The following is an 18,668-nucleotide window of genomic DNA, read 5'->3' on the forward strand; positions in this document are numbered from 1 at the left end:
GAACTGGTGTCGCTTCGGTCGTGATCAGCTGCGCGCCTTGACCTTTCGCCAGCCGCCCGCGCGGTTGTTCGCGATGATGGCGCGGAACATGTCCACCAGGGCACTCGTGTTGATCTCGTCGTTCTCGTAGAGCGAGATCATGCGGGCGGTCTTGTTGTCGTGGCCGCCGGTGATGATGCCCGCCGGGTCGGGGACGATGCCGCCGTCGTAGAGGAAGATGTTCACGTGGTCCTTCGTGGCCAGAAGCGCGCAGATATTGCCCTGGAGCACGAAGTACGGCTGGACCGTGCGCTTGACGGTCTCGGTGACCTCCGGGTCCGCGGCGTGGACCAGGTCGCGGACGCGGCGGCAGATCTCCTGCTGCCAGTCCGGTAGCGGGTCGATGTAGGCGTCGACGCGGGGGTCCTTCTCGTAGGTCATCTCAGTCCTCGTTTCGCAGCGTGGCGGCTCGCAGGGTCAGGTAGTCGCGCTCCGGGGCGCTGGTGGTGCGGCGGGCCGCCGCGGTGTAGGCGGCGACGGCGGCAGGGCGGTCGCCCGCCATTTCGTACAGGTGGCCGCGGACCGCGTCGAGGCGATGATTGCCCGCGAGCGGGTCCTCCAGCGTGGCCGCGAGTGCCAGGCCCGCGGCGGGGCCGTGCACCATCGCGGTCGCCACGGCGCGGTTGAGGGTCACCATCGGGTTGGGGGCCAGGTCGTCGAACAGGGTGTACAGCACCAGGATTCGTTCCCAGTCGGTGTCCTCGGCGCGGCGCGCCTGGCCGTGCAGGGCGGCGATCGCGGCCTGGATGCGGTACGGGCCCCGCAGGCCGTGCCGGACGGCGGCCGTCGCCAGCCGTACGCCCTCGGTCAGGCGCGTCCGGTCCCACCGGGAACGGTCCTGTTCGATCAGCGGGACGAGTTCCCCGGCGGGCCCGGTGCGAGCCTCGCGGCGGGCGTCGGTGAGCAGCATCAGCGCCAGCAGGCCCGTCACCTCCGGATCGTCGGGGCGCAGGCGGTGGACCAGGCGCGTCAGCCGAATCGCCTCGGCCGCCAGGTCGACGCGGTACAGGTCCGCGCCGCCGGTCGCGGTGTGGCCCTCGGTGAACATGACATAGAGCACGTGCAGCATCGCGCCGAGACGGGTCTCGTCGGCGAGTCCGGCCGGTGTAGCGAACGGTCGCTCCAGGCCCGCCAGGCGCTTTTTCGCTCGCGAGATCCGTTGCGCCATGGTCGGTTCCGGGAGGAGGAAGGCGCGGGCGATCTCCTCGGTGGTGAGACCGCCCACCGCCCGCAGCGTCAGGGCGACGGCGCTCGCCGGGGACAGCGCCGGATGGCAGCACAGCAGGAACAGCGTGAGGGTGTCGTCGTGCGAGGACGGTGCGTCGGCGGGCGGCACATCGCGCACCGCCACCGCGACCTCCCGGTTGCGCCGGGAGATCTCCGCGCGCACGGCATCCGTCAGCCGCCGCTGCGCCACCTGGACGAGCCACGCGCGGGGATTGTCCGGCAGGCCGTCCCGCGGCCACTGCGTCGCCGCGGCCAGCATTGCCTCCTGCACCGCGTCCTCGGCCAGGTCGAAATCCCCGGAGCGCCGCACCACGATGCCCAGCACGCTCGGCGCGATCTCGCGCAGGAGGTAGGCCACCTCGTCCGCGCGAGAATCGCGAGAGCGTGGCAGGTCGAAGGACATGCCGCCGACCGGCGTCGTGCCGGAGTCGGGATGCCGTAGCGGGCCGGCAAGCATGTGATCGGTCCGTGTGATGCCGGAGCCGGGTCGCCCAGCGGAGGCCGAGTCGGATTTCGGCTCGGTGGGGGACGGCATATCGGGCACGGTGCGGTCCGGGCTCAGAACTCGGTCGGCGGGGCGTCCATGACCGCCCGCACCTCGATGTATTCCCCGACCGGCTTACCGCCGGGGCCGGGGCCCGCCGAGGCGCGGGCGGCGATCTCGATGGCCCGGTCCTCGCTGTCGACGTCGACGATCCAGTAGCCGGCCAGGAACTCCTTGGTCTCCGGGAACGGGCCGTCGGTCACCACCGGCGCCGAGCGGCCGTCGGAGCAGACGATGCGCGCCTGATCGGGGAAGGCCAGGCCGCGGGCGTCGACCAGCTCCCCGGACTTGCGCAGTTCGTCGCCCAGCGTGCGCTGGAACTCCATGTGCGCGGCGATCTCCTCCGGGGCCCACTCGTCGATCGGGATGTCGCAGTGCGCGGTCGGGGTGTAGGTCTTCAGCAGCATGTATTTCACGGCCGGTTCCTCGCTGTTCGGTGCGCCCGGTGTGGCGCTCTCACGGACATGTCGGAACCGGCCGCGATCTCTCTACACTCTCGCGCTGTGACGCCGGTCACAACTTTGTCGCCGTGTCGGCCAACCGCTGCGGATCGACTGGCTCACCCGACAGGATCAGTTCCTTGATCCGGTCGGTGACATCCCAGACGTTCACGTTCATCCCGGCCAGCACCCGATTTCCGGGGTCCAGCCAGAAGGCGACGAACTCGCGGGCCTCCAGATCGCCGCGGACCACGACGGACGCGTCCTGATCCGGCCCGACGAATCCGGTGTATTCCATGCCCAGGTCGTACTGGTCGGTGAAGAAATACGGCAGCCGATCGTAGACGGCCGGTTTGCCGAGCATGGTCAGCGCGGCCACGGCCGGTTGGTTGAGCGCGGTCGCCCAGTGCTCCACCCGGATGCGGCGGTCGAGGACGGGATGCTGCTGTTCGGCGATGTCGCCGACCGCGACGATATCCGGGTCGCCGGTCGCCAGGCTCTCGTCGACCAGGACGCCGTGCTCCACCGGGAGGCCGGCATCGGCGGCCAGTTCGATATTCGGCCGCGCGCCCACGGCCTGCAGGACGGCGTCGGTCTCGACTACGGTGCCGTCGTCGAGCCGCACACCGGTCGCGCGGCCGTCCGCGGTGGTGATCTCGGCGACCGTGACGCCGCAGCGCAGGTCGACGTCGTGCGCGCGATGCAGGGCGGCGAAGACCTCGCCCATCCGGGTTCCGAGCGCGGCCTGCAGCGGCACCTGCCCGGTCTCCAGCACCGTCACCTCGACCCCGGCGGCGCGGGCGGCCGCGGTGACCTCGAGCCCGATCCAGCCCGCGCCTATCACCGCCAGCTTGCGGGCCGACCGGAACAGCTCGATCAGGGCATCGGACTGTTCGATGGTGCGCAGTTCGTACACACCGTCGGCGTCGGCGCCCGGAATCGGCAGCCGCCTCGGTCGCGAGCCGGTCGCCAGGGCCAGCTTGTCGTAGTGCAGGGTCGAACCATCCGGCAGCGCAACGGTTTTCGCGGCGCGGTCGAGCGCGGTGACGGTGGTGCCCAGCATGACCTCGACATGGTGGTCGCGGTACCACTGGGCCGGTTGCGGGGTGAAATCGGGGAGTTGCTGCTTGCCCAGCAGATGCTCCTTCGACAGCGGCGGCCGCTCGTAGGGGAGCCGTTCCTCCCCGCCGACGAGGGTCACCGTGCCGTCGAAGTCGTTGTCGCGCAACGCCTCCGCGAGTTTGACGGCGGCCAGCCCGCCGCCGACGATGACGAACCTGGAATCTGTAGACATGGGAAACCTCCGTGCGACGGCAACCAGGTCGAATCCGACCCTACTGCGCCCGCGCGGCCGGATCGGGAAATATCCGGAAGTTTCCGTCGTTGATCAGTGACGACGGCGTCTGTGTGATCGGGCGCCGGCCGATACTTCGAGAGGACACGATGTGACCGATACGACGACTACCCCGACCGGCGCCAAGGACCGCGTGGACTTCTGGTTCGATCCGCTCTGTCCCTGGTGCTGGATCACCTCCCGCTGGATTCTGGAGGTCGAGAAGGTTCGCGATATCGAGGTCGGCTTCCACGTGATGAGCCTCGCCGTGCTGAACGAGGACCGCGACGACCTGCCCGAGATCTACCAGGAGATGATGAAGACGGCCTGGGCCCCGGTCCGGGTCGCGATCGCGGCCGCGCAGCAGCACGGCGACAAGGTGCTGGCCCCGCTGTACACCGCGATGGGCACCCGCATCCACAACCGCCGCGCCGAATACGAGCGCGAGGACCGGGCCGCGACGCTGGCCGTCGTGATCGACGAGGCCCTCGCCGAGGCCGGCCTGCCCGCCGAGCTGGCCGAGGCCGCCGGCAGCACCGATTACGACGAGGCCCTGCGCGCCAGCCACCACGCCGGGATGGACAAGGTCGGCAAGGATGTCGGCACCCCGACCATCCACATCAACGACGTCGCCTTCTTCGGCCCTGTGCTGTCGCGCATCCCCCGCGGCGAGGACGCGGGCAAGGTCTGGGACGGCGCCGTCGCCCTGGCCTCCTACCCCCACTTCTTCGAACTCAAGCGCACCCGCACGGAGGATCCCCAGTTCGACTGAGGGTTTCCGGCCGAAAGCGTGCCGGAAACAGTGGGAACTCGGGCCGTACCGGGATGGCGGCCAATGGAGCCCGGCGCTATTGCGGCGGGTTGGGTGGCAGGCCGGGGATCTCGCCGTATCGCGTGGTGTCGGTCGGGCCGGAGTCCTTCGGGGGCGGATATCCCGGTCCGCCCGCCGACCCTGGCCCGCCCGTCGGATAGCCGGGTCCGTACGACGGGTGGCCGGGGCCGGTATGCGGGTACCCCGACCCGGTCGTCGGTTGCCCTGGTCCTGTGAGTTGCCCCGAGCTAGGTGGTTGCCCCGGGCCTACCGGGGGATAGCCGGGGCCGCCCGGCGAGTATCCGCCGGGTGAGGGGAAGCCTTGTGGCGGGAGCGAGTTGGGTGGGGCGGTCGGGCGGAGGAAGAGTTTGCCGTGGCGGCTGCGGTCGCGGAGGGCCCACATGCGCCAGGTCAGGACCGGGTGTGAGGCCATGGCGTTGGCAACCCAGACGAAGAAGCCCTTCTCCTGTGCCGCGCGGTCGGCCATCTCGTCGAAGCCGACCAGCGGGTTCAGCCACTTGCCGCCGGCCAGGACGCGCATCGCGCCGGGAGCGCCGACCGGGCGATTGCAGAAGCCGTGATTGTCGGCGGTGTACTCCTGGCTGCGGATGAGCGAATTGCCGAGGATCGGCAGGAACGGCACCAGGAACATGCCCAGCTGCCGCCAATAGGACACGTGGCCCGCGGCGATGTGCCCGACCTCGTGGCCGATGATGAACGACAGCGCGTCGGGGTCGCGAGCCTGGCCGCCGACCTCGAACAGATCGCTGTACACCACGACGTAGCGCCGGAATCCGTGGCCGGACGCGAAGGCGTTGATCTGGCCGTTGCCGGTCGTCACGTAGGCGTCGGGGACGGTCGCCATGCCGAAGCGCTGGGCCGCCTCGACCACCATCCGGTAGCCCTCGGGGAACTGCGTCGGCGACATCTTCACGGCGTTGACCCGCTGCGTCGCGTAGTTCAGGCCGCGACCGAACCACAGCAGGATCGGCGCGCCCAGCAACAGCAGCAGATAGTCGTTGATCACGCCGGCGAACAACAGCAGCAGGCTCAGCAGGTAGCCGACGACGGTGACCACGATGACGATCACCAGCATCGGGATCTCCCAGCTGTGCCGGGCCGGCATGCCGTACGGCGACAGGCCGCGCGTCTGCTGCACCACCGGGGGCGACGGCGGCGAGTACGGGATCTGCGGGGCCCAGCCGGGCGGGCCCGTTGTGGGGTCCCAACCCGCCAGCGCGTCAGTGGGATTCGGGGCGGCGGGCCGCTGTCCCGAATGTGCCGTCGGGGGCGACGTGTTGTCGTCGAACTGCATGTGCTGAACCTTAGGCAGTAACCGGCCGGCGTGCCGCCGGCACACCGCGTCGGCCCCGGGCACACCGGCCCTCGAGCGCCTGACACAATCGCTGCCATGCGCGTATACCTGGGTGCCGATCACGCCGGCTTCGAACTGAAGAACCTCGTCAAGGACCACCTGCAGCGGGCCGGTCACGAGGTCTTCGACTGCGGGGCCCGCGAATACGACGCCGTCGACGACTACCCGGCGTTCTGCATCGATGCGGCGCGGCGCGTGGTGGCCGACGCGGGCAGTCTCGGTATCGTGTTCGGCGGCAGCGGCAACGGCGAGCAGATCGCCGCGAACAAGGTCCCCGGCGCCCGCTGCGCGCTGGCGTGGAGCGTCGAGACCGCGCGGCTGGCCCGCGAGCACAACAACGCTCAGCTGATGGGCATCGGCGGCCGCATGCACAGCACCGAGGACGCGCTGGCGATCATCGACGCCTTCCTCGCCACCCCCTGGTCGGGCGAGGACCGCCACCAGCGCCGCATCGACATCATCGCCGAGTACGAGAAGACCGGCGAGGCCCCCGCGGTCGCGAACTGAGGTTCGCGCGCGATCACGGCCGGTTCGGGCACCGCGCGGCGAGTGTCCGGACCGGCTGGCGTGCGTGGATTCGATTCGTCCGGATGAGGTGAAGGGCATCGATGCCTGAGGGACATACTCTGCACCGCTTGGCGAAAGTGCATCACCAGCGATTCGCCGGGGGCGTGGTGCGGGTGTCGAGCCCGCAGGGGCGCTTCGCCGACGGGGCGGCGCTGGTGGACGGGCGGGTGCTGGTCAAATCCGAGGCGTGGGGCAAACATCTGCTGCACCACTACGATTCGGGCCTCGTCGTCCACGTCCACCTCGGGCTCTACGGCACGTTCTCCGAACCGGCCGAATCGCTGGGGGTTCCGGTCGGGCAGGTGCGCATGCGGATCTTCGGCGCCGGGCGCGCCGACGGGCCGGTGTACGGCACCGATCTGCGCGGGCCCACCGCCTGCGAGGTCCTGCACGAACCCGAGGTGGCGGCGCTGACGGCGCGGCTGGGTCCGGACCCGTTGCGCCGCAATGCCGATCCCGACCGCGCGTGGCAGCGCATCCGCCGCTCGTCGCGACCGCTCGGCGCGCTGCTGATGGATCAGTCCGTGGTCGCCGGGGTCGGGAACGTCTATCGCGCGGAACTGCTGTTCCGGCACGGTATCTCGCCGCAGCGGCCGGGCCGCGATCTGACGGCGGACGAGTGGGACGCGCTGTGGACCGACCTGGTCGAACTCATGAAGGTGGGTGTGCGGCGCGGCAAGATCGTGGTGGTGCGGCGCGAACACGACCGCGGCGCACCGGCTTACGCCGACGGCAAGCCGCGCACCTACGTCTACCGGCGGGCAGGGGAGCCGTGCCGGATCTGCGGTTCCACCGTGCTACACGCAATCCTGGACGGCCGCAACCTCTTCTGGTGCCCTACCTGCCAGCCGGGGTGAATCCCGGCGTCGGAGAGGCGAACTCGGTGATGCGCTGACGGGAGTGGTGCTGCACCGGGCCGAGATGATGCCGCGCTGGGCGCAGGGTGGTGCCGTGCCGGGCGAGAGTGCTATGCCGGGTAAGAGTGGTGCGCGGGCGAGAGTAGTGGGTGTACGGGGCGGGGATAGCGCCGGGCGAGCTCAGAACCCGCCGTCGAAGCCGCCGCCATCGAACCCTCCACCATCGAAGCCGCCGCCCCAGCCGCCGCCGTCGAAACCACCACCACCGCCGCCCTCGAAGCCGCCGCTGTCGTAGCCGCCGCCCTGGTCCGCGAATCCCTGGTCGCCGCCTTGGTCGCCGCCGATCACGCCCTGGTCCGCGCCCGCGTCCTGGCCGGCCTCGAAGCCGGCGTCGTAGCCCTCGCCGTAGCCGTTCTCGAATCCGGAGGCGCCGTACGCGACGCCGGACATGCCGCTGAACAGGGCGTCGAACAGGAGGACCGAGCCGATGCCCCAGGCGCCCGCGACCAGCGCGGTCTTCCACCAGGGCTCGGAGTACCAGCCCGCGGGGACCGGGCGCCCGGCGACGCGGCCGCCGGGGTAGTAGTTGGGCGTCTGCGGTGAGGGTGTCGGCGATGCCTCGACGCGACGGCCCTCGAAGTCGACCGTGCGGTCCTCGGTGACCTTGCCGGCCGAGCGCTGACCGTCGAGTTCCGGAACGGGCGGGCCCGCGTCCAGGTTCATCGCGGTGCGGGCCGCGCGCACGTAGTACAGGCCCTCCACCGCGGTCTCCTTGGCCAGGCGGGCCTGCGTGACAGTATTCGCCTGGTCTATCTGGGATCCGGCGGCGTTGAGCCGCTCGCCGGCGTCGGCCAGGGCCTGTTTGGAGGCCTCGTCGTTGCCGACCAGGTTGTAGACCTGTCCGCCCAGCCGCTCGATGAGGCGGCGGGCGTCGGCCTTGGCGTCGGCCAGTTCGGTGGCCTGGCGATTGCGCTGCGCGGAACGTCCGAAGAATGACACGGCCAGGAACACCACCAAGACTAGGACCAGCAGAACCAGAAGCGTTGCCACATCGACCAGCGTACGCGGGCGCGCCGGTGGGGACCGGCCGCCGATCAGCCGGCGACGGCCGTGTCGTAGCCGAGCCGGGCGGGGACGAATCCCCCGGGCTCCGGCTCCTCGTCGTCCATCTCCGACAGGGCGAAGCGGCGCTTGCCGGCCGTCTTCGCCGAATACATGGCCCGGTCGGCGCTCCGCAGCAGATCGGAGAAGTCGCACGACCGGCCGGGCGGGCAGTAGGCGGTGCCGACGCTGGCCGAGACCGGCACCGGACCGCCCGCGGTGGGCACGGGATCCTGGAGCGCGGCGAGGATGCGCATGGCCAGGTCGCCCAGGGTGTTGCGGCGGGCGGGCAGCGCGAGGACGAACTCGTCGCCGCCGTACCGGCACACCACCGTGTCCTCGGGGCAGGTGGCCCGCAACCTGCGGGAGATCTCCACCAGCACCTCGTCGCCGACCGAATGGCCGTAGCCGTCGTTGATCTGCTTGAAGTCGTCCAGGTCGATCAGCAGCAGGCCGACGCCCTTGGAGCGGTCGGTCGCCATCAGCCGCACCCGCTCCTGCAGCAGCGACCGGTTGGCCAGGTCGGTGAGCGCGTCGTGGGTGGCCTCGTGGCGCAGCCGGTGCTGCAGGGCGGCGATCTCCTGCACCCGCACCGAGACCGCGGCGGTCAGGTTGCGCTCCTGCTGTGCCAGGGCGCGCTTCTGCAGTTCCTCCGCGTATGCGTCGATGGCGTGGCTGGCGACGAACGGCCAGCGCGTCGCCACCAACGCACCCGGTTCGCCCGGCGCGAAGCCCAGCAGCGCGCGAGTGGCGGGCGCCAGCATGCGGGTGCGGTCGAACGGCGGCTCGGCGAGCCGCTGGCCGATGGCGCGCGCGGCCGACACCGGAAACGGTTCGGACGCCGCCAGATACATCAGTTCATCGATGATTCCGGCGAATACCTGCTCCAGGTGCTCGGGCGAGACGGTGAGACCGCTGCCACTGTAGACAGCGCGGACCCAGTCCCGCGTGGTGGCCGCGATGGCCTGCGTGTCGAGTTCGGCGGGCATCACGCTCACCCCACACGGACGCCGTCAGTGCCGGCGCCCTCGCCGGTCACGCCCTCCGGATCGTGCTCACTACCTTGCGGTCGGCTACATCGTGCGTGATGCATGCTCACCGCCCCCTTTCCAGATACCCCCGTCCGGCAAAAAGGATCCTAGCAAGCCACCCGACACCGAAAAATGGTGTTTTACAACCTGTTCCGATATCTCGCGAATGGCGATCGCTCGTGTCATCGCTGCCGAGACCTCCGTGTTACACCTCTGTCCTGCGTGTCGCGCTGGCGTGTTCAGCATGTCATCGACGCCACGCCGATGCAGAGGCGCCCGGGCGCTCGCTTCCCGCGCTCGTCCGACCAGCCGGTTCGTATCAGGAGTGGGAAGAATTTTTTGACGAGCCGACCGGTCCGTTCGGGTGCGGGATGTGTCCGCACCGGGCGATTGGCATTTCCGAAGTGAGGTTCGGTACAGTCCTAGGCGCAGACGACATCGTGGCGATCCCATCGATGTCGTGTGCCTGCGGGCGTAGTTCAATGGTAGAACCTCAGCCTTCCAAGCTGATGGTGCGGGTTCGATTCCCGTCGCCCGCTCTGGCAGGGGCCGACTGCCGGTTCCCGTCTGTCGGGGGATCCAGCGCAGCCACCCCCGTGCACGGGATGTAGCGCAGCTTGGTAGCGCATCCGCTTTGGGAGCGGAGGGTCGCAGGTTCAAATCCTGTCATCCCGACCATCGGCGCAGGTCACAGCGGTACGAAAGCCCTTGTGGTAGGCGGGGATTCGAGTTGTTCACGGCCCGGCGACGTCGCGGGAAGTTCCGCGGACGCGAGACCGAACGGGAGATTCCCGTCGTTGTGCTGCGCCCCCGCGCCGACTGACCTACTCGGCTGACCTATTCGGCTGCGGCCTGGCCCGTCCGGTTCGCGGCCCGGAAGAACGGGATCGTGCCGTCGGCCATCGGCGTGGTCGCGGGCCAGGCCGAGGCGTCGGCGTGCCGGGCGAAGGCCTGGTCGATGAGTTCGGCCGCGGCGCGCGTGGCGATCAGATGCGCGAACGCGAGTTCGGACTCCAGCTTGGCGCGGTCCTTCGGGCCGTGATCGGCCTGCTGGCCGTACTTCTGCCCGGCCAGCAGATAGAGGATCTCCGCCGCGCAGCGGTCGGCGATGTGGTTGCAGTCCTGGCGCAGCCGCTCGACGAGCTGGATGGCGTCGATCTCGGACAGGCCGGAGTCGACGAGCCGGGTGGCGAGGTCCCAGCATCGCGGATTGGTGATCTGGTAGGCGTCCAGCGGGTCCTTACCGGAGTCCAGCGCCTCGCGCACGTAACCGGGCAACTCCGAATGGGGGAGGAGATCGGTCGAGATTTCCTGGTGGTGGGAAGCCGGTGCGGCGGGCTGATCGGTGACACCGAGGACCTCGGCGAGACCGTCGCCGCGGTCCCACGCGTCCAGCAGCTCGCGAATCCCGTTGAGTTTCATCCCCCGGCTCAGCAGCCGGCTGATGGTCTGCAGGCGACTCAGATGGTCGGTGTCGTAATACCCGATTCTGCCTCTGACCTCGGGTGACGGCAGCAGTCCCCGCTCGTGATACACCCGCACGCTACGCACCGTCGTATCGGCTGCTCGCGCCAGTTCATCGATCGTGTACTCCACTGCAGCCATACCTCACAGGAAACCACAACCTACGCCACATCAGAACGGTCCGTGATTAAACGAGCCATCAAACGATGATAATCGGGAGTCACGTCTTGGTCAACGTGCCGTTAAGTAGCGGTGAAACTATTGCCCGCTCTCGATTGGTGGGTTAACGTGCGATGCACGGTAGTTCGCTGCCGATTTCCGGGGACTGTTGAGCAGCCCTGATGCCCGCCCGACCACGGGTCACGCCCAGTTAGGCGTGCCCTCGGCATCCTCGGAGACGGCCATGAGTACAACCCAGCCTCGTCAGCTGCTGACAAATTCTTTTGCGCCGGTGCAGATCCCGGCCGCGTCCACCGCTTCCACAGCGCGTCCCCTTCCCAAGTCCAGCCACCGTCCGCCGTGCGCGGACGGGCCCGACGACTGGGATCTCGATGTCGGAACGCCGGAGTCCTGGCAGTCCGCCGTCCGGACGTGCCACAGCTGCCCGCTGTTCGACAACTGCAGCCAACTAGCGCAATCTTTGATCACCCGCGGTGACGGACCCCGCGCGATGATCTGGGCCGGAGTGGCCTACGACAGCGCCGGGCGCGTCGTGGAGAATCTGGAACGCCATCGCGCGACGCCGATCGATCACAAACGGCCGCTTCGCATCATCCGCACCGGGCCGCGCCCGGTCTGCGTCGAGCCCTCGCCTCCGACGCCGCATCGCCACATCGTTCTCGGCCGGCGACGGGTCGTCGGCGCGGTCGGCGGACACTGAGTTATGGTTTCGGACCTCGACGTCCGGAATCTTTGCGATGGTGGGTAACCGATGACAATCTTGGCGCTGGAGATCGGTCCGACGCGGTTCGCCGCTGTCCAAGCATCCGACGAAGTGGGTGAGGACCAGATCCGGCGGATCTCGGTCCCCCCGCGCGGAGCGTGGAACGCCTGCCGCGAGATGCTGCTGGACGCCGCGACCGGCGCCGAGATCTCCTCGGTCGGCATCGCGGCGGCCGGGCCGATCGACATGGTCGCGGGAGTCGTTGCGCCGGCGGGGATCTCGGAATGGCGGAGCGGATTCGCCATTGTCGAGGAGGTGCGCAAGCTGTTCCCCTCGGCGACGGTCCGACTCGCCCTCGACGGTGTGTGCCTGGCGCTCGCCGAGCGAAATTTCGGCGGCATCGCCGACACGCCGGACGCGCTGTCGGTGATGGTGGCCGATCGCATCGTGGCCGGCGTGTCGGTCGGCGGTTTCACCGTCGTGGGTCGCACGGGCAATGCCGGGCACATCGGCCACATGCTGGTCCCGGGCGCCGACGACCGCTGTCACTGCGGTGGCCGAGGCTGCCTGGAGGCGGTGGCGAGCAGTGGCGCCACCCTGCGCTGGGCGCGGGGGCAGGGCTGGCAGGGTGAGTCGGTGGAGGACCTGCTCGACGCCGCGGTCGCGGGGGACGAGATCGCGACCGCGGCCGTGCGGCGTTCTGGAACGGCGATCGGTCAGATAATCGCGTCCGTCGCACCGCTTCTCGATTTCGACCTGGTCGTCGTGGGTGGACCGCTGGCGCGGCCCGGCTCGCCGCTGTGGAAGCCGCTCGGTGCGGCGGTCGCGACCCACGCCCGGCTCGGATTCCTGACGGGCCTGCGGGTGATCCCGTCGCCGCTCGGGGACATCAGCCTGCTCGCGGGCGCCGGTGTGCTCGGCGTTACCGAGGAGTAACCTCGGCGATCCGGGTATCCGGCCGCGTGGATCAGTTTGCGCGCCGGTAACTTTCGACGTCGGGGGCGGTTCCGGCGGGACGGTCCGCGGGACCGGGTGGCCGGCGATCCGCGCTGGATGACGGCCAATTTCCGGTGTGCGAACCGCACATTCGGCTGCGGTCCCGCCTTAACGGACTGTAAGTTTGCTTTGTCCCCGGGTTAAGACTCTGTTCTCCTGTTGTGATGGAGACAGTCACCGTCGAGTCTGGTGGTGTGTACGTAGTTTGGCGAACCCCATTGAATGTGCCGCTGGATAACGGTACATTGCTCAGGTAGCTAATCGTCTCATCCGGATCACCCCGATCCGGAGGAATGGCTGGTACGGACAAGCGCAATGCGAAGCGACGCAGTGATCCCTTGGGTGACAGTGGAGACCTTGGCTCCCGACGCCATGTCGGTGGCCTCGGTAGGGGATTCGGCACGCGATTTCGCCGGCTGGCAGCGTGTGATTCAGCGGCTACTGGCCAGGCAACCCGCGATCTACGACAGTCTGAACACCGCCCGGATCGCCGACCTGGTGCAGGCGGCGCGCGGGCGAGCCGAGGAAGCGGACCTGCGGATACCGACTCGGTCCGGCCCGTACGACGTGAAGGTGCGTCCGATTTTCGGACCCGCCGGAGACGTCCACGCGGTCCGGATGTGGTTCGGCCCCGCGACCGCGACCGCACCGCCGGAACGCGCTGCGGCCGGGGTGATCTGGGACCTGGAGTCGCAGACCATCCAGCAACCGAGCGGCATCACCAGGCTTCCGGGGATGCCCGCCGAAGAGTACGTGCCGAGGATGTCCATCGCGGAGCTGTTCCACCGGGTGTCGGCGTTCGATCGTCATGCCGAGGTACTGGATCTGCTCTACGAGCCGAAACCCGGTGGGCGACTACAGTTCGACGTCACCGTGAACGACGCGGTCGGCCGGCCCGGGCAGTGGCGGATCACCGTCCGGGCGCGCGACGACGACCGGACGCGCGGCGCGTGGTGGCTGATCGAGGACATCACCTCGGATGAGCAGCCCGCCACCTGGCCGACCCTGGAGCGGGTCGGATTGCGGGAGGCGCACCGCCGGGCCGGGACCCATCTCGCGGTGGTCCAGCTCGAGCACGCCACCATCTCGCACTGGCTCACCGATCCGGCGCCGTGGGTGCGCTGGGACTACCTGTTCCGGCCCACCGACGTATTCCATGCCGACGATCGGGCTCGGCTGGTCGATCTCGCCGGCCGACTGAGATCCGGTGACACGGCCGGAGCCACCGTGCGGACGCTGAACTACGGTGGCGGCTACACGCCGACATCGTTACTGCTGTATCCCTATCCGGGATATTCGAGCCAGCCGCTGGCCATCGCACAGCTGGTCCGGGCGGCCGACTATCTGCCGGTGGTCGAGCCGCACCGCAGCATGCTCGACCAGCAGCAGCAACACGCGCCGATCGGGTACGACGATCAACTGCAACATTGGCTGGCCGGTCGTGTGAAGCGTAGCCCCGCCTGCTGATTCGCGTCTTTCCCACCGTTGGGAACGCTGTGGCGAATGGAGGTGATTTCGCTGCCTACCATTCCGAGGGTGAGGACTTTGGGGCGCGGATCGACCGACTCCGGCGAGGCATTGCTTCGCCGGATGGAGTCACGCCGACGCCGTGAGAACATCCTCGTGGCGATCCTCGCCGTGCTCGCCGTGCTCGGCGGTGGCGGCACGATCCTGGGCTGGTTCCGCACGCCGCCGCCCGGCCCGTCAGACCAGAACACCGTTACCCTGCTGGGACAAGCGCAATTGGTCGAGTCGTTCGCGCGTGAGTTCGTGGTGACCTATCTGAGCGCCACCAACGACCAGCAGGAACGCATCGCACAGTACGTCAGCGCCGGACAGCAGATCACCCTGCCGTCGACGCATCGGCAGGTATCCGATCCGATGGTCGTCTTCTCCTCGCGCAAGCAGGCGAACGGCACGGTCGAGGTCTGGACGGTGACGGTGTCTGTGCGGCCGGGTAACCCCGCGGCCGGCGCGGCGTCGAATGCGAAGGGGGACAACGCCCCCCGTCAGTACTACCGGGTAGGGATCGCGCTCACCGACGGGCTCCGGGCGCTGTCGGTGCCGGCCGCGGTCGAGCCGCCCGCCCGCGGGGCCGATATGGCCCTGGCGTACGAGACGCCGTGCGCCGCCGATACTCAGTTCGCGCAGGTCGCCTCCGGTTTCGTGAAGGCGTACCTGACCGGTTCCGGTGATCTGAACCGCTACGTCGCGCTGAATTCGGGAATCGTTGCGCCACAGCCGCCCCCGTTCACCTCGGTCGAGACCGCGTCCGTCTCCGCGGACGAGCCGGGATGCGGGACCAGCGGCAGTACGGCGGAGGTCTTGGCCATGGTCAATCCCAAGGCTGCCGACGGCGTCGCACCGACGCTGGCCTATCCCCTGACATTGACTCGCACCGCGGGGCAGTGGCAGGTGCGATCGGTGAATCCGGTTCCCGCACTGCGGAATCCGATGACCTTGGTAACCGGCCAGGACTCGTCCGGCGGCGGCCAGGCGCAGTCGAACACGACCACGACCGCACCCTCGTCAGCGGCGGCGGTTCCACCGGCAAAACAGAACTGATCCGGAAGGGACAGTCTCATGGGCACTCAACTCGGCATCATCCTCGAGTACATCCTGGAATCGGTGCGCTGGCTCGGCATGATCATCATCGCCATCGTCGGCATCGGCCTGCTGATCTCCGAAGGCGCGAAATCCAAGCTGTCGCCCAGCCGGATCCTGATGGTCGCGGGGTCGGCGCTGCTGGCGGCCGTCCTGCTCTGGATCCTGCCGACGCTGATCAACTACGCCCGCGTCGACGCGAACAACGTGGTTCCCGACCACCCGATCGGTAGCTATCGGTGACGCAGCTGATCAAGGTATACACGCCGGTCAAGCGCGTGCCGACGATGATCGGCAAAGCGCAGAACGGGCAGAAACTGCCGTTCGGGCCGTATACCTTGCCGCAGGTGGTGGGCGGCGTGGTGCTCATGTTGATCACCTCGGTACTGGCGATGTCGTTGCCGTCCAATCCCGCGATCACCTTCATCGTCGGCCTGATCCTGACCATCGTCGTCGTCTTCACCATCGGGCTGGTGCCCTATACCGGGGTGCGGGCGACCTCGCGGATGTTGTGGCTCGGCCGAATACTCGTCGTCCGTAAGCCGGTCTCGGCGTCCGGAATACCGGTCACCGCGGAGTCGGCGGGGCAGACCCTGTTCATCGAGGAAAGCGTCGTGGTGATACTTCCCGACCACCGGGACACCGCCGAGGAGGTCGCGGCGGTCGCCGCACCGGGCATGGGACAACCACAGAGCATTCTCGACAAGTGGAGCGTCGTCGCGGTCCGGGAACTTCCCGGCCGTGACGAACTATCGATCGAAGGGTAGGTCTGATGGCATTCGAGCGGGATCTGCAGCCCACGGCCGCCATTCGAGGGAATCTGCAATTCACTCACGGCGGTCTGGTCACTGCGACCTATTTCGTCAATCCGCTCGGCTATGGCCTGCGTAAGAAAAGTGACAAATTCGATGTCAAGGCCGCCCACCACAACCTGATCAACAACCTGCCCAGCGGATCGTTGCTGCTCGGCATCCAGGCGCGGCTCAACATCCTGGATGTGCTGAGCAAGATGGTCGAGGGTGTGGACCTCGACGAATGCGAGGACTATGCGCTCGAGGTGGTCGCCTCGTACGAGCGGGTGCGGCAGATCATGCCACAGACGCGGATTCACCTGCTGTCGATTCCGGTGGGGACTGTCGGTTCCACCATCTCGGGGTTGTCCCGTGTGCTGCGCGGTTCCGCGACCATCGATACCTCGGCGATCTCCCGGAACGATCTGGAGCCCTACACCAAGAAGGCCAAAGAGATCCTGTCGCGCATCGGGGGGGATTTCGAACCGGCCCCGGTCCCCGCCTCGCTGTTCCAGTGGCTGTGGGAGCACTACCTGTCGCGGGGGGCCGGCGGTGATCCGGTGACCCCCACTCAGGCCGGCGTGCTGGACGACGCGACCGCGGCAGTGTTCCGGTCCGCGGCGCTGGACGAGGGCGCACAGAGCGACAGCAATCGGCGGGTACGACCGTCGTTCGTACCGGTCATCAAGGTGGTGCAGCCGGAATACGATTACTGGCCGTCCTATCAGGCGATGATGACGCCCCACTCCTTTCCCTACAGCGGTATGACCTTTCCGGGCGGGAGCGAATTCCTCACGGTGCTGGACGGATTCGACGATGTCGTCGTCGACTGGGGGATCCGTGTCTCGACCCGGCCCGCCGAGCAGGTTCTCAAGAGTAACGAGCAGAACCTGCGCAGACTGGGTGAACAGATGGATCAGCGCGACCAGGAGGTCTCCTTCGCGCAGAACACTCTGATGTCGAAGGCGCAGGCGCTCGGCGAGTACAACCACCACTTCGAGGTCAACGGTGGTGAATCCGAGGTGTCGTTCACCACGGTCATCGCGGTCGGCGGGCCCTCGCAGGAATTGACCATGGACGCGGTCAACAAGATCAAGCGTCGGTACAAGCGCTTTCAGGTCGAAATGACCGCGCCGCTGGGCGCACAGGTCGATCTCTGGTCGATGATGATTCCCGGCAGCCCCGCCCGGCGCGCGTACGACGATTTCGCCCATATCATCCCCTCGGATATGTGGGCCGGATTCGTGCCGTTCACCACCAATCAGATCGGTGACGACAGCGGGCCGGTGATCGGCGTCAATCTGCTGTCGGGGAATTTCGAGCCGATCCATTTCGGGATCATGGAAGCCGCGCTGCACGACCTGTCGGCATCGTTCGCGGTGACCGGTGAACTCGGTTCGGGCAAGTCGTACTTTCTGAAGCTGATGGCGGTGCTGGTCAACGATATGGGCGGGCAGTTCCTCGCCATCGACCGCAGTCAAGTGGGGGAGTGGGAGCACTTCGCCAGATCGATCGACGACGCCGTCGTCATCGACCTGAGCAATCCGACCGTGTCGCTCGATCCGCTGCGCCTGTTCCCGCCGCGTGTGGCGGGGGAGCGCGCGCTGGACTCGATCCTGCCGCTGCTGGATCTGTCGCCGACCAGTGGCGCCGGCGCCGTGATGGGAAGTTTGCTGAGCCAGAAGGGGATTGCCGAACACGGTATCCGCAGCATGCTCGACCTGTTCAACACCGTCCGGAGGCTACGTGACGAGGGCAGGCACGGGGAGGAGTACGCCGACCTGGCCGCGCGGCTGAGCACCATCGTCGACCGTATGCCGGTGCTGTTCGATCCGAAGCTGCGCACGCTGCGCCTGGATGCCGCGGCGACCGTCGTCCGCAGCCACAACCTGGCCCTGCCGTCGGCGGAGGAGCTGACCACACCGCATCTCTACAACCGCCTGCCCTTGACCAAACGGCTCGGCACGGCCCTCTACGAGCTGGTCGGCGTCGCGGCGCGCGACGCCTTCCTGACCGACAACGGCCGGTTCGGCCTGCTGGTCGGCGATGAGGCCCACCACTTCACCCAGACACAGGTGGGCGGCGCGGTCACCTCCGATTTCAGCCGTGACGGTCGAAAGCACTTGGCTGCCATCGGCCTCGCGTCGCACGACCCGGCGACCGACTTCCAGGGCGCGGCGCACAATCTGATCCCGAACCGCTTCGTCTTCCGCCAGCGCGATGAGACCCTGGCGCGCAACAGCTTGGAATGGCTCGGAGTGGATCTGCAGGAGGCGCCGTTCCTGTTGCAGATTCTGCGTGAGGAGACCTCGCCGCCGGTCGGCACCGGCCGCCAGGTTCCCGAGGAGCGTCGTGGCGAGATGTTCATGCGGGATGCGTTGAACCGCATCGGTCGCGGGAAGATCCTGGGTCCCGCGCGCCCGGATCGCGCCGAGGCCATCAGCAGCACGCCCGGTTCGGCGCGAAGAGCCCTCGAACGAGAGGCCGTGTCGTGAGCACCCTCGCCGACGCCGTCGGCAAACTTCGCGGTGACGAGGCGTTCCACGCGTGGCAACTGCGGTTCTTCGATCCGAGCCGGTGGTATCCGGGGGAGGTGTGGCGCCGC

Annotated in this window: 17 protein-coding genes, 2 tRNA genes and 1 pseudogene; 12 read left to right on the top strand and 8 right to left on the bottom strand. The window is 68.4% G+C overall.

Features of this window, described 5'->3' with window-relative positions; all coding sequences use genetic code 11:
* Window positions 1-24 precede the first annotated feature (24 nt).
* The 4 genes from ON41_RS32825 to ON41_RS32840 all read right to left on the bottom strand — a co-directional run bounded on the left by ON41_RS32825 (window position 25) and on the right by ON41_RS32840 (window position 3,544).
* The gene (locus tag ON41_RS32825) at window positions 25-420 is read right to left on the bottom strand and encodes a DUF1801 domain-containing protein (protein WP_040752163.1); all 396 of its coding nucleotides are present in this window, start codon (window positions 418-420) and stop codon (window positions 25-27) included.
* A 1-nt stretch (window position 421) separates the two neighbouring features.
* A complete protein-coding gene (locus tag ON41_RS32830) occupies window positions 422-1,669 on the bottom strand; it encodes an RNA polymerase sigma factor (RefSeq protein ID WP_174411387.1) in 1,248 nt (415 codons plus the stop codon).
* Window positions 1,670-1,824: 155 nt separating this feature from the next.
* Window positions 1,825-2,226: a YciI family protein gene (locus tag ON41_RS32835; RefSeq protein WP_174411384.1), complete on the bottom strand. Its 402-nt coding sequence runs from the start codon at window positions 2,224-2,226 to the stop codon at window positions 1,825-1,827.
* 97 nt (window positions 2,227-2,323) lie between these two features.
* Window positions 2,324-3,544 carry an NAD(P)/FAD-dependent oxidoreductase gene (locus ON41_RS32840; RefSeq protein ID WP_040752165.1) on the bottom strand — a complete coding sequence of 407 codons (1,221 nt, stop codon included), beginning with the start codon at window positions 3,542-3,544 and terminating at the stop codon, window positions 2,324-2,326.
* A gap of 151 nt (window positions 3,545-3,695) precedes the next feature.
* Here ON41_RS32840 and ON41_RS32845 point away from each other — a divergent pair, with 151 nt between their 5' ends.
* Window positions 3,696-4,355, top strand: coding sequence for a mycothiol-dependent nitroreductase Rv2466c family protein (locus tag ON41_RS32845; protein ID WP_040752166.1), 660 nt, complete (start codon window positions 3,696-3,698; stop codon window positions 4,353-4,355).
* Between the two features lie 391 nt (window positions 4,356-4,746).
* On the opposite strand, the pseudogene ON41_RS32850 reads toward ON41_RS32845, so the two are convergent.
* A pseudogene (locus tag ON41_RS32850) lies at window positions 4,747-5,709 on the bottom strand (M48 family metallopeptidase); the annotation flags it as partial.
* 96 nt (window positions 5,710-5,805) lie between these two features.
* Here ON41_RS32850 and ON41_RS32855 point away from each other — a divergent pair.
* Both ON41_RS32855 and ON41_RS32860 read left to right on the top strand, forming a co-directional pair.
* Window positions 5,806-6,276, top strand: a complete 471-nt coding sequence (locus tag ON41_RS32855; protein WP_040752167.1) for a ribose-5-phosphate isomerase — start codon at window positions 5,806-5,808, stop codon at window positions 6,274-6,276.
* 101 nt (window positions 6,277-6,377) lie between these two features.
* Window positions 6,378-7,193 carry an Fpg/Nei family DNA glycosylase gene (locus tag ON41_RS32860; RefSeq protein WP_040752169.1) on the top strand — a complete coding sequence of 272 codons (816 nt, stop codon included), beginning with the start codon at window positions 6,378-6,380 and terminating at the stop codon, window positions 7,191-7,193.
* Between the two features lie 180 nt (window positions 7,194-7,373).
* Here ON41_RS32860 and ON41_RS32865 read toward each other — a convergent pair whose 3' ends face one another.
* Both ON41_RS32865 and ON41_RS32870 read right to left on the bottom strand, forming a co-directional pair.
* Window positions 7,374-8,243: a hypothetical protein gene (locus tag ON41_RS32865; protein ID WP_051163033.1), complete on the bottom strand. Its 870-nt coding sequence runs from the start codon at window positions 8,241-8,243 to the stop codon at window positions 7,374-7,376.
* Between the two features lie 44 nt (window positions 8,244-8,287).
* Complete coding sequence (locus tag ON41_RS32870; protein WP_040752258.1) at window positions 8,288-9,283, bottom strand: GGDEF domain-containing protein; 996 nt, start codon at window positions 9,281-9,283, stop codon at window positions 8,288-8,290.
* Window positions 9,284-9,793: 510 nt separating this feature from the next.
* Here ON41_RS32870 and ON41_RS32875 point away from each other — a divergent pair.
* A tRNA-Gly gene (locus tag ON41_RS32875) sits at window positions 9,794-9,864 on the top strand.
* Window positions 9,865-9,926: 62 nt separating this feature from the next.
* Window positions 9,927-10,003 (top strand) — tRNA-Pro (locus tag ON41_RS32880).
* A gap of 159 nt (window positions 10,004-10,162) precedes the next feature.
* On the opposite strand, the gene ON41_RS32885 is transcribed toward ON41_RS32880, so the two are convergent.
* Window positions 10,163-10,930: a MerR family transcriptional regulator gene (locus ON41_RS32885; RefSeq protein WP_051163035.1), complete on the bottom strand. Its 768-nt coding sequence runs from the start codon at window positions 10,928-10,930 to the stop codon at window positions 10,163-10,165.
* 262 nt (window positions 10,931-11,192) lie between these two features.
* Between ON41_RS32885 and ON41_RS41990 the strand changes: the two genes are divergently transcribed.
* From ON41_RS41990 to ON41_RS32920, 7 genes are all read left to right on the top strand, one after another.
* Window positions 11,193-11,669 (top strand): hypothetical protein, encoded by a 477-nt coding sequence (locus tag ON41_RS41990; RefSeq protein WP_157185714.1) that lies wholly within the window; start codon window positions 11,193-11,195, stop codon window positions 11,667-11,669.
* A 51-nt stretch (window positions 11,670-11,720) separates the two neighbouring features.
* A complete protein-coding gene (locus ON41_RS32895) occupies window positions 11,721-12,608 on the top strand; it encodes an ROK family protein (RefSeq protein ID WP_040752171.1) in 888 nt (295 codons plus the stop codon).
* 375 nt (window positions 12,609-12,983) lie between these two features.
* The gene (locus ON41_RS32900; protein WP_221333429.1) at window positions 12,984-14,135 is read left to right on the top strand and encodes a GAF domain-containing protein; all 1,152 of its coding nucleotides are present in this window, start codon (window positions 12,984-12,986) and stop codon (window positions 14,133-14,135) included.
* Window positions 14,136-14,204: 69 nt separating this feature from the next.
* On the top strand, window positions 14,205-15,233 hold the full coding sequence (locus ON41_RS32905) for a conjugal transfer protein (protein WP_246829647.1): 1,029 nt from the start codon (window positions 14,205-14,207) through the stop codon (window positions 15,231-15,233).
* Between the two features lie 18 nt (window positions 15,234-15,251).
* Window positions 15,252-15,515 (top strand): hypothetical protein, encoded by a 264-nt coding sequence (locus ON41_RS32910; protein WP_040752174.1) that lies wholly within the window; start codon window positions 15,252-15,254, stop codon window positions 15,513-15,515.
* Window positions 15,512-16,039, top strand: a complete 528-nt coding sequence (locus ON41_RS32915; protein ID WP_174411385.1) for a hypothetical protein — start codon at window positions 15,512-15,514, stop codon at window positions 16,037-16,039. Before ON41_RS32910 ends, ON41_RS32915 begins: the two co-directional genes overlap by 4 nt.
* A 5-nt stretch (window positions 16,040-16,044) precedes the next feature.
* Window positions 16,045-18,558: an ATP-binding protein gene (locus tag ON41_RS32920; protein WP_040752175.1), complete on the top strand. Its 2,514-nt coding sequence runs from the start codon at window positions 16,045-16,047 to the stop codon at window positions 18,556-18,558.
* Window positions 18,559-18,668: the final 110 nt, after the last annotated feature.

Origin of the sequence: Nocardia transvalensis NBRC 15921, from assembly GCF_000308875.1 — a bacterium.
GTDB lineage: Bacteria > Actinomycetota > Actinomycetes > Mycobacteriales > Mycobacteriaceae > Nocardia > Nocardia transvalensis.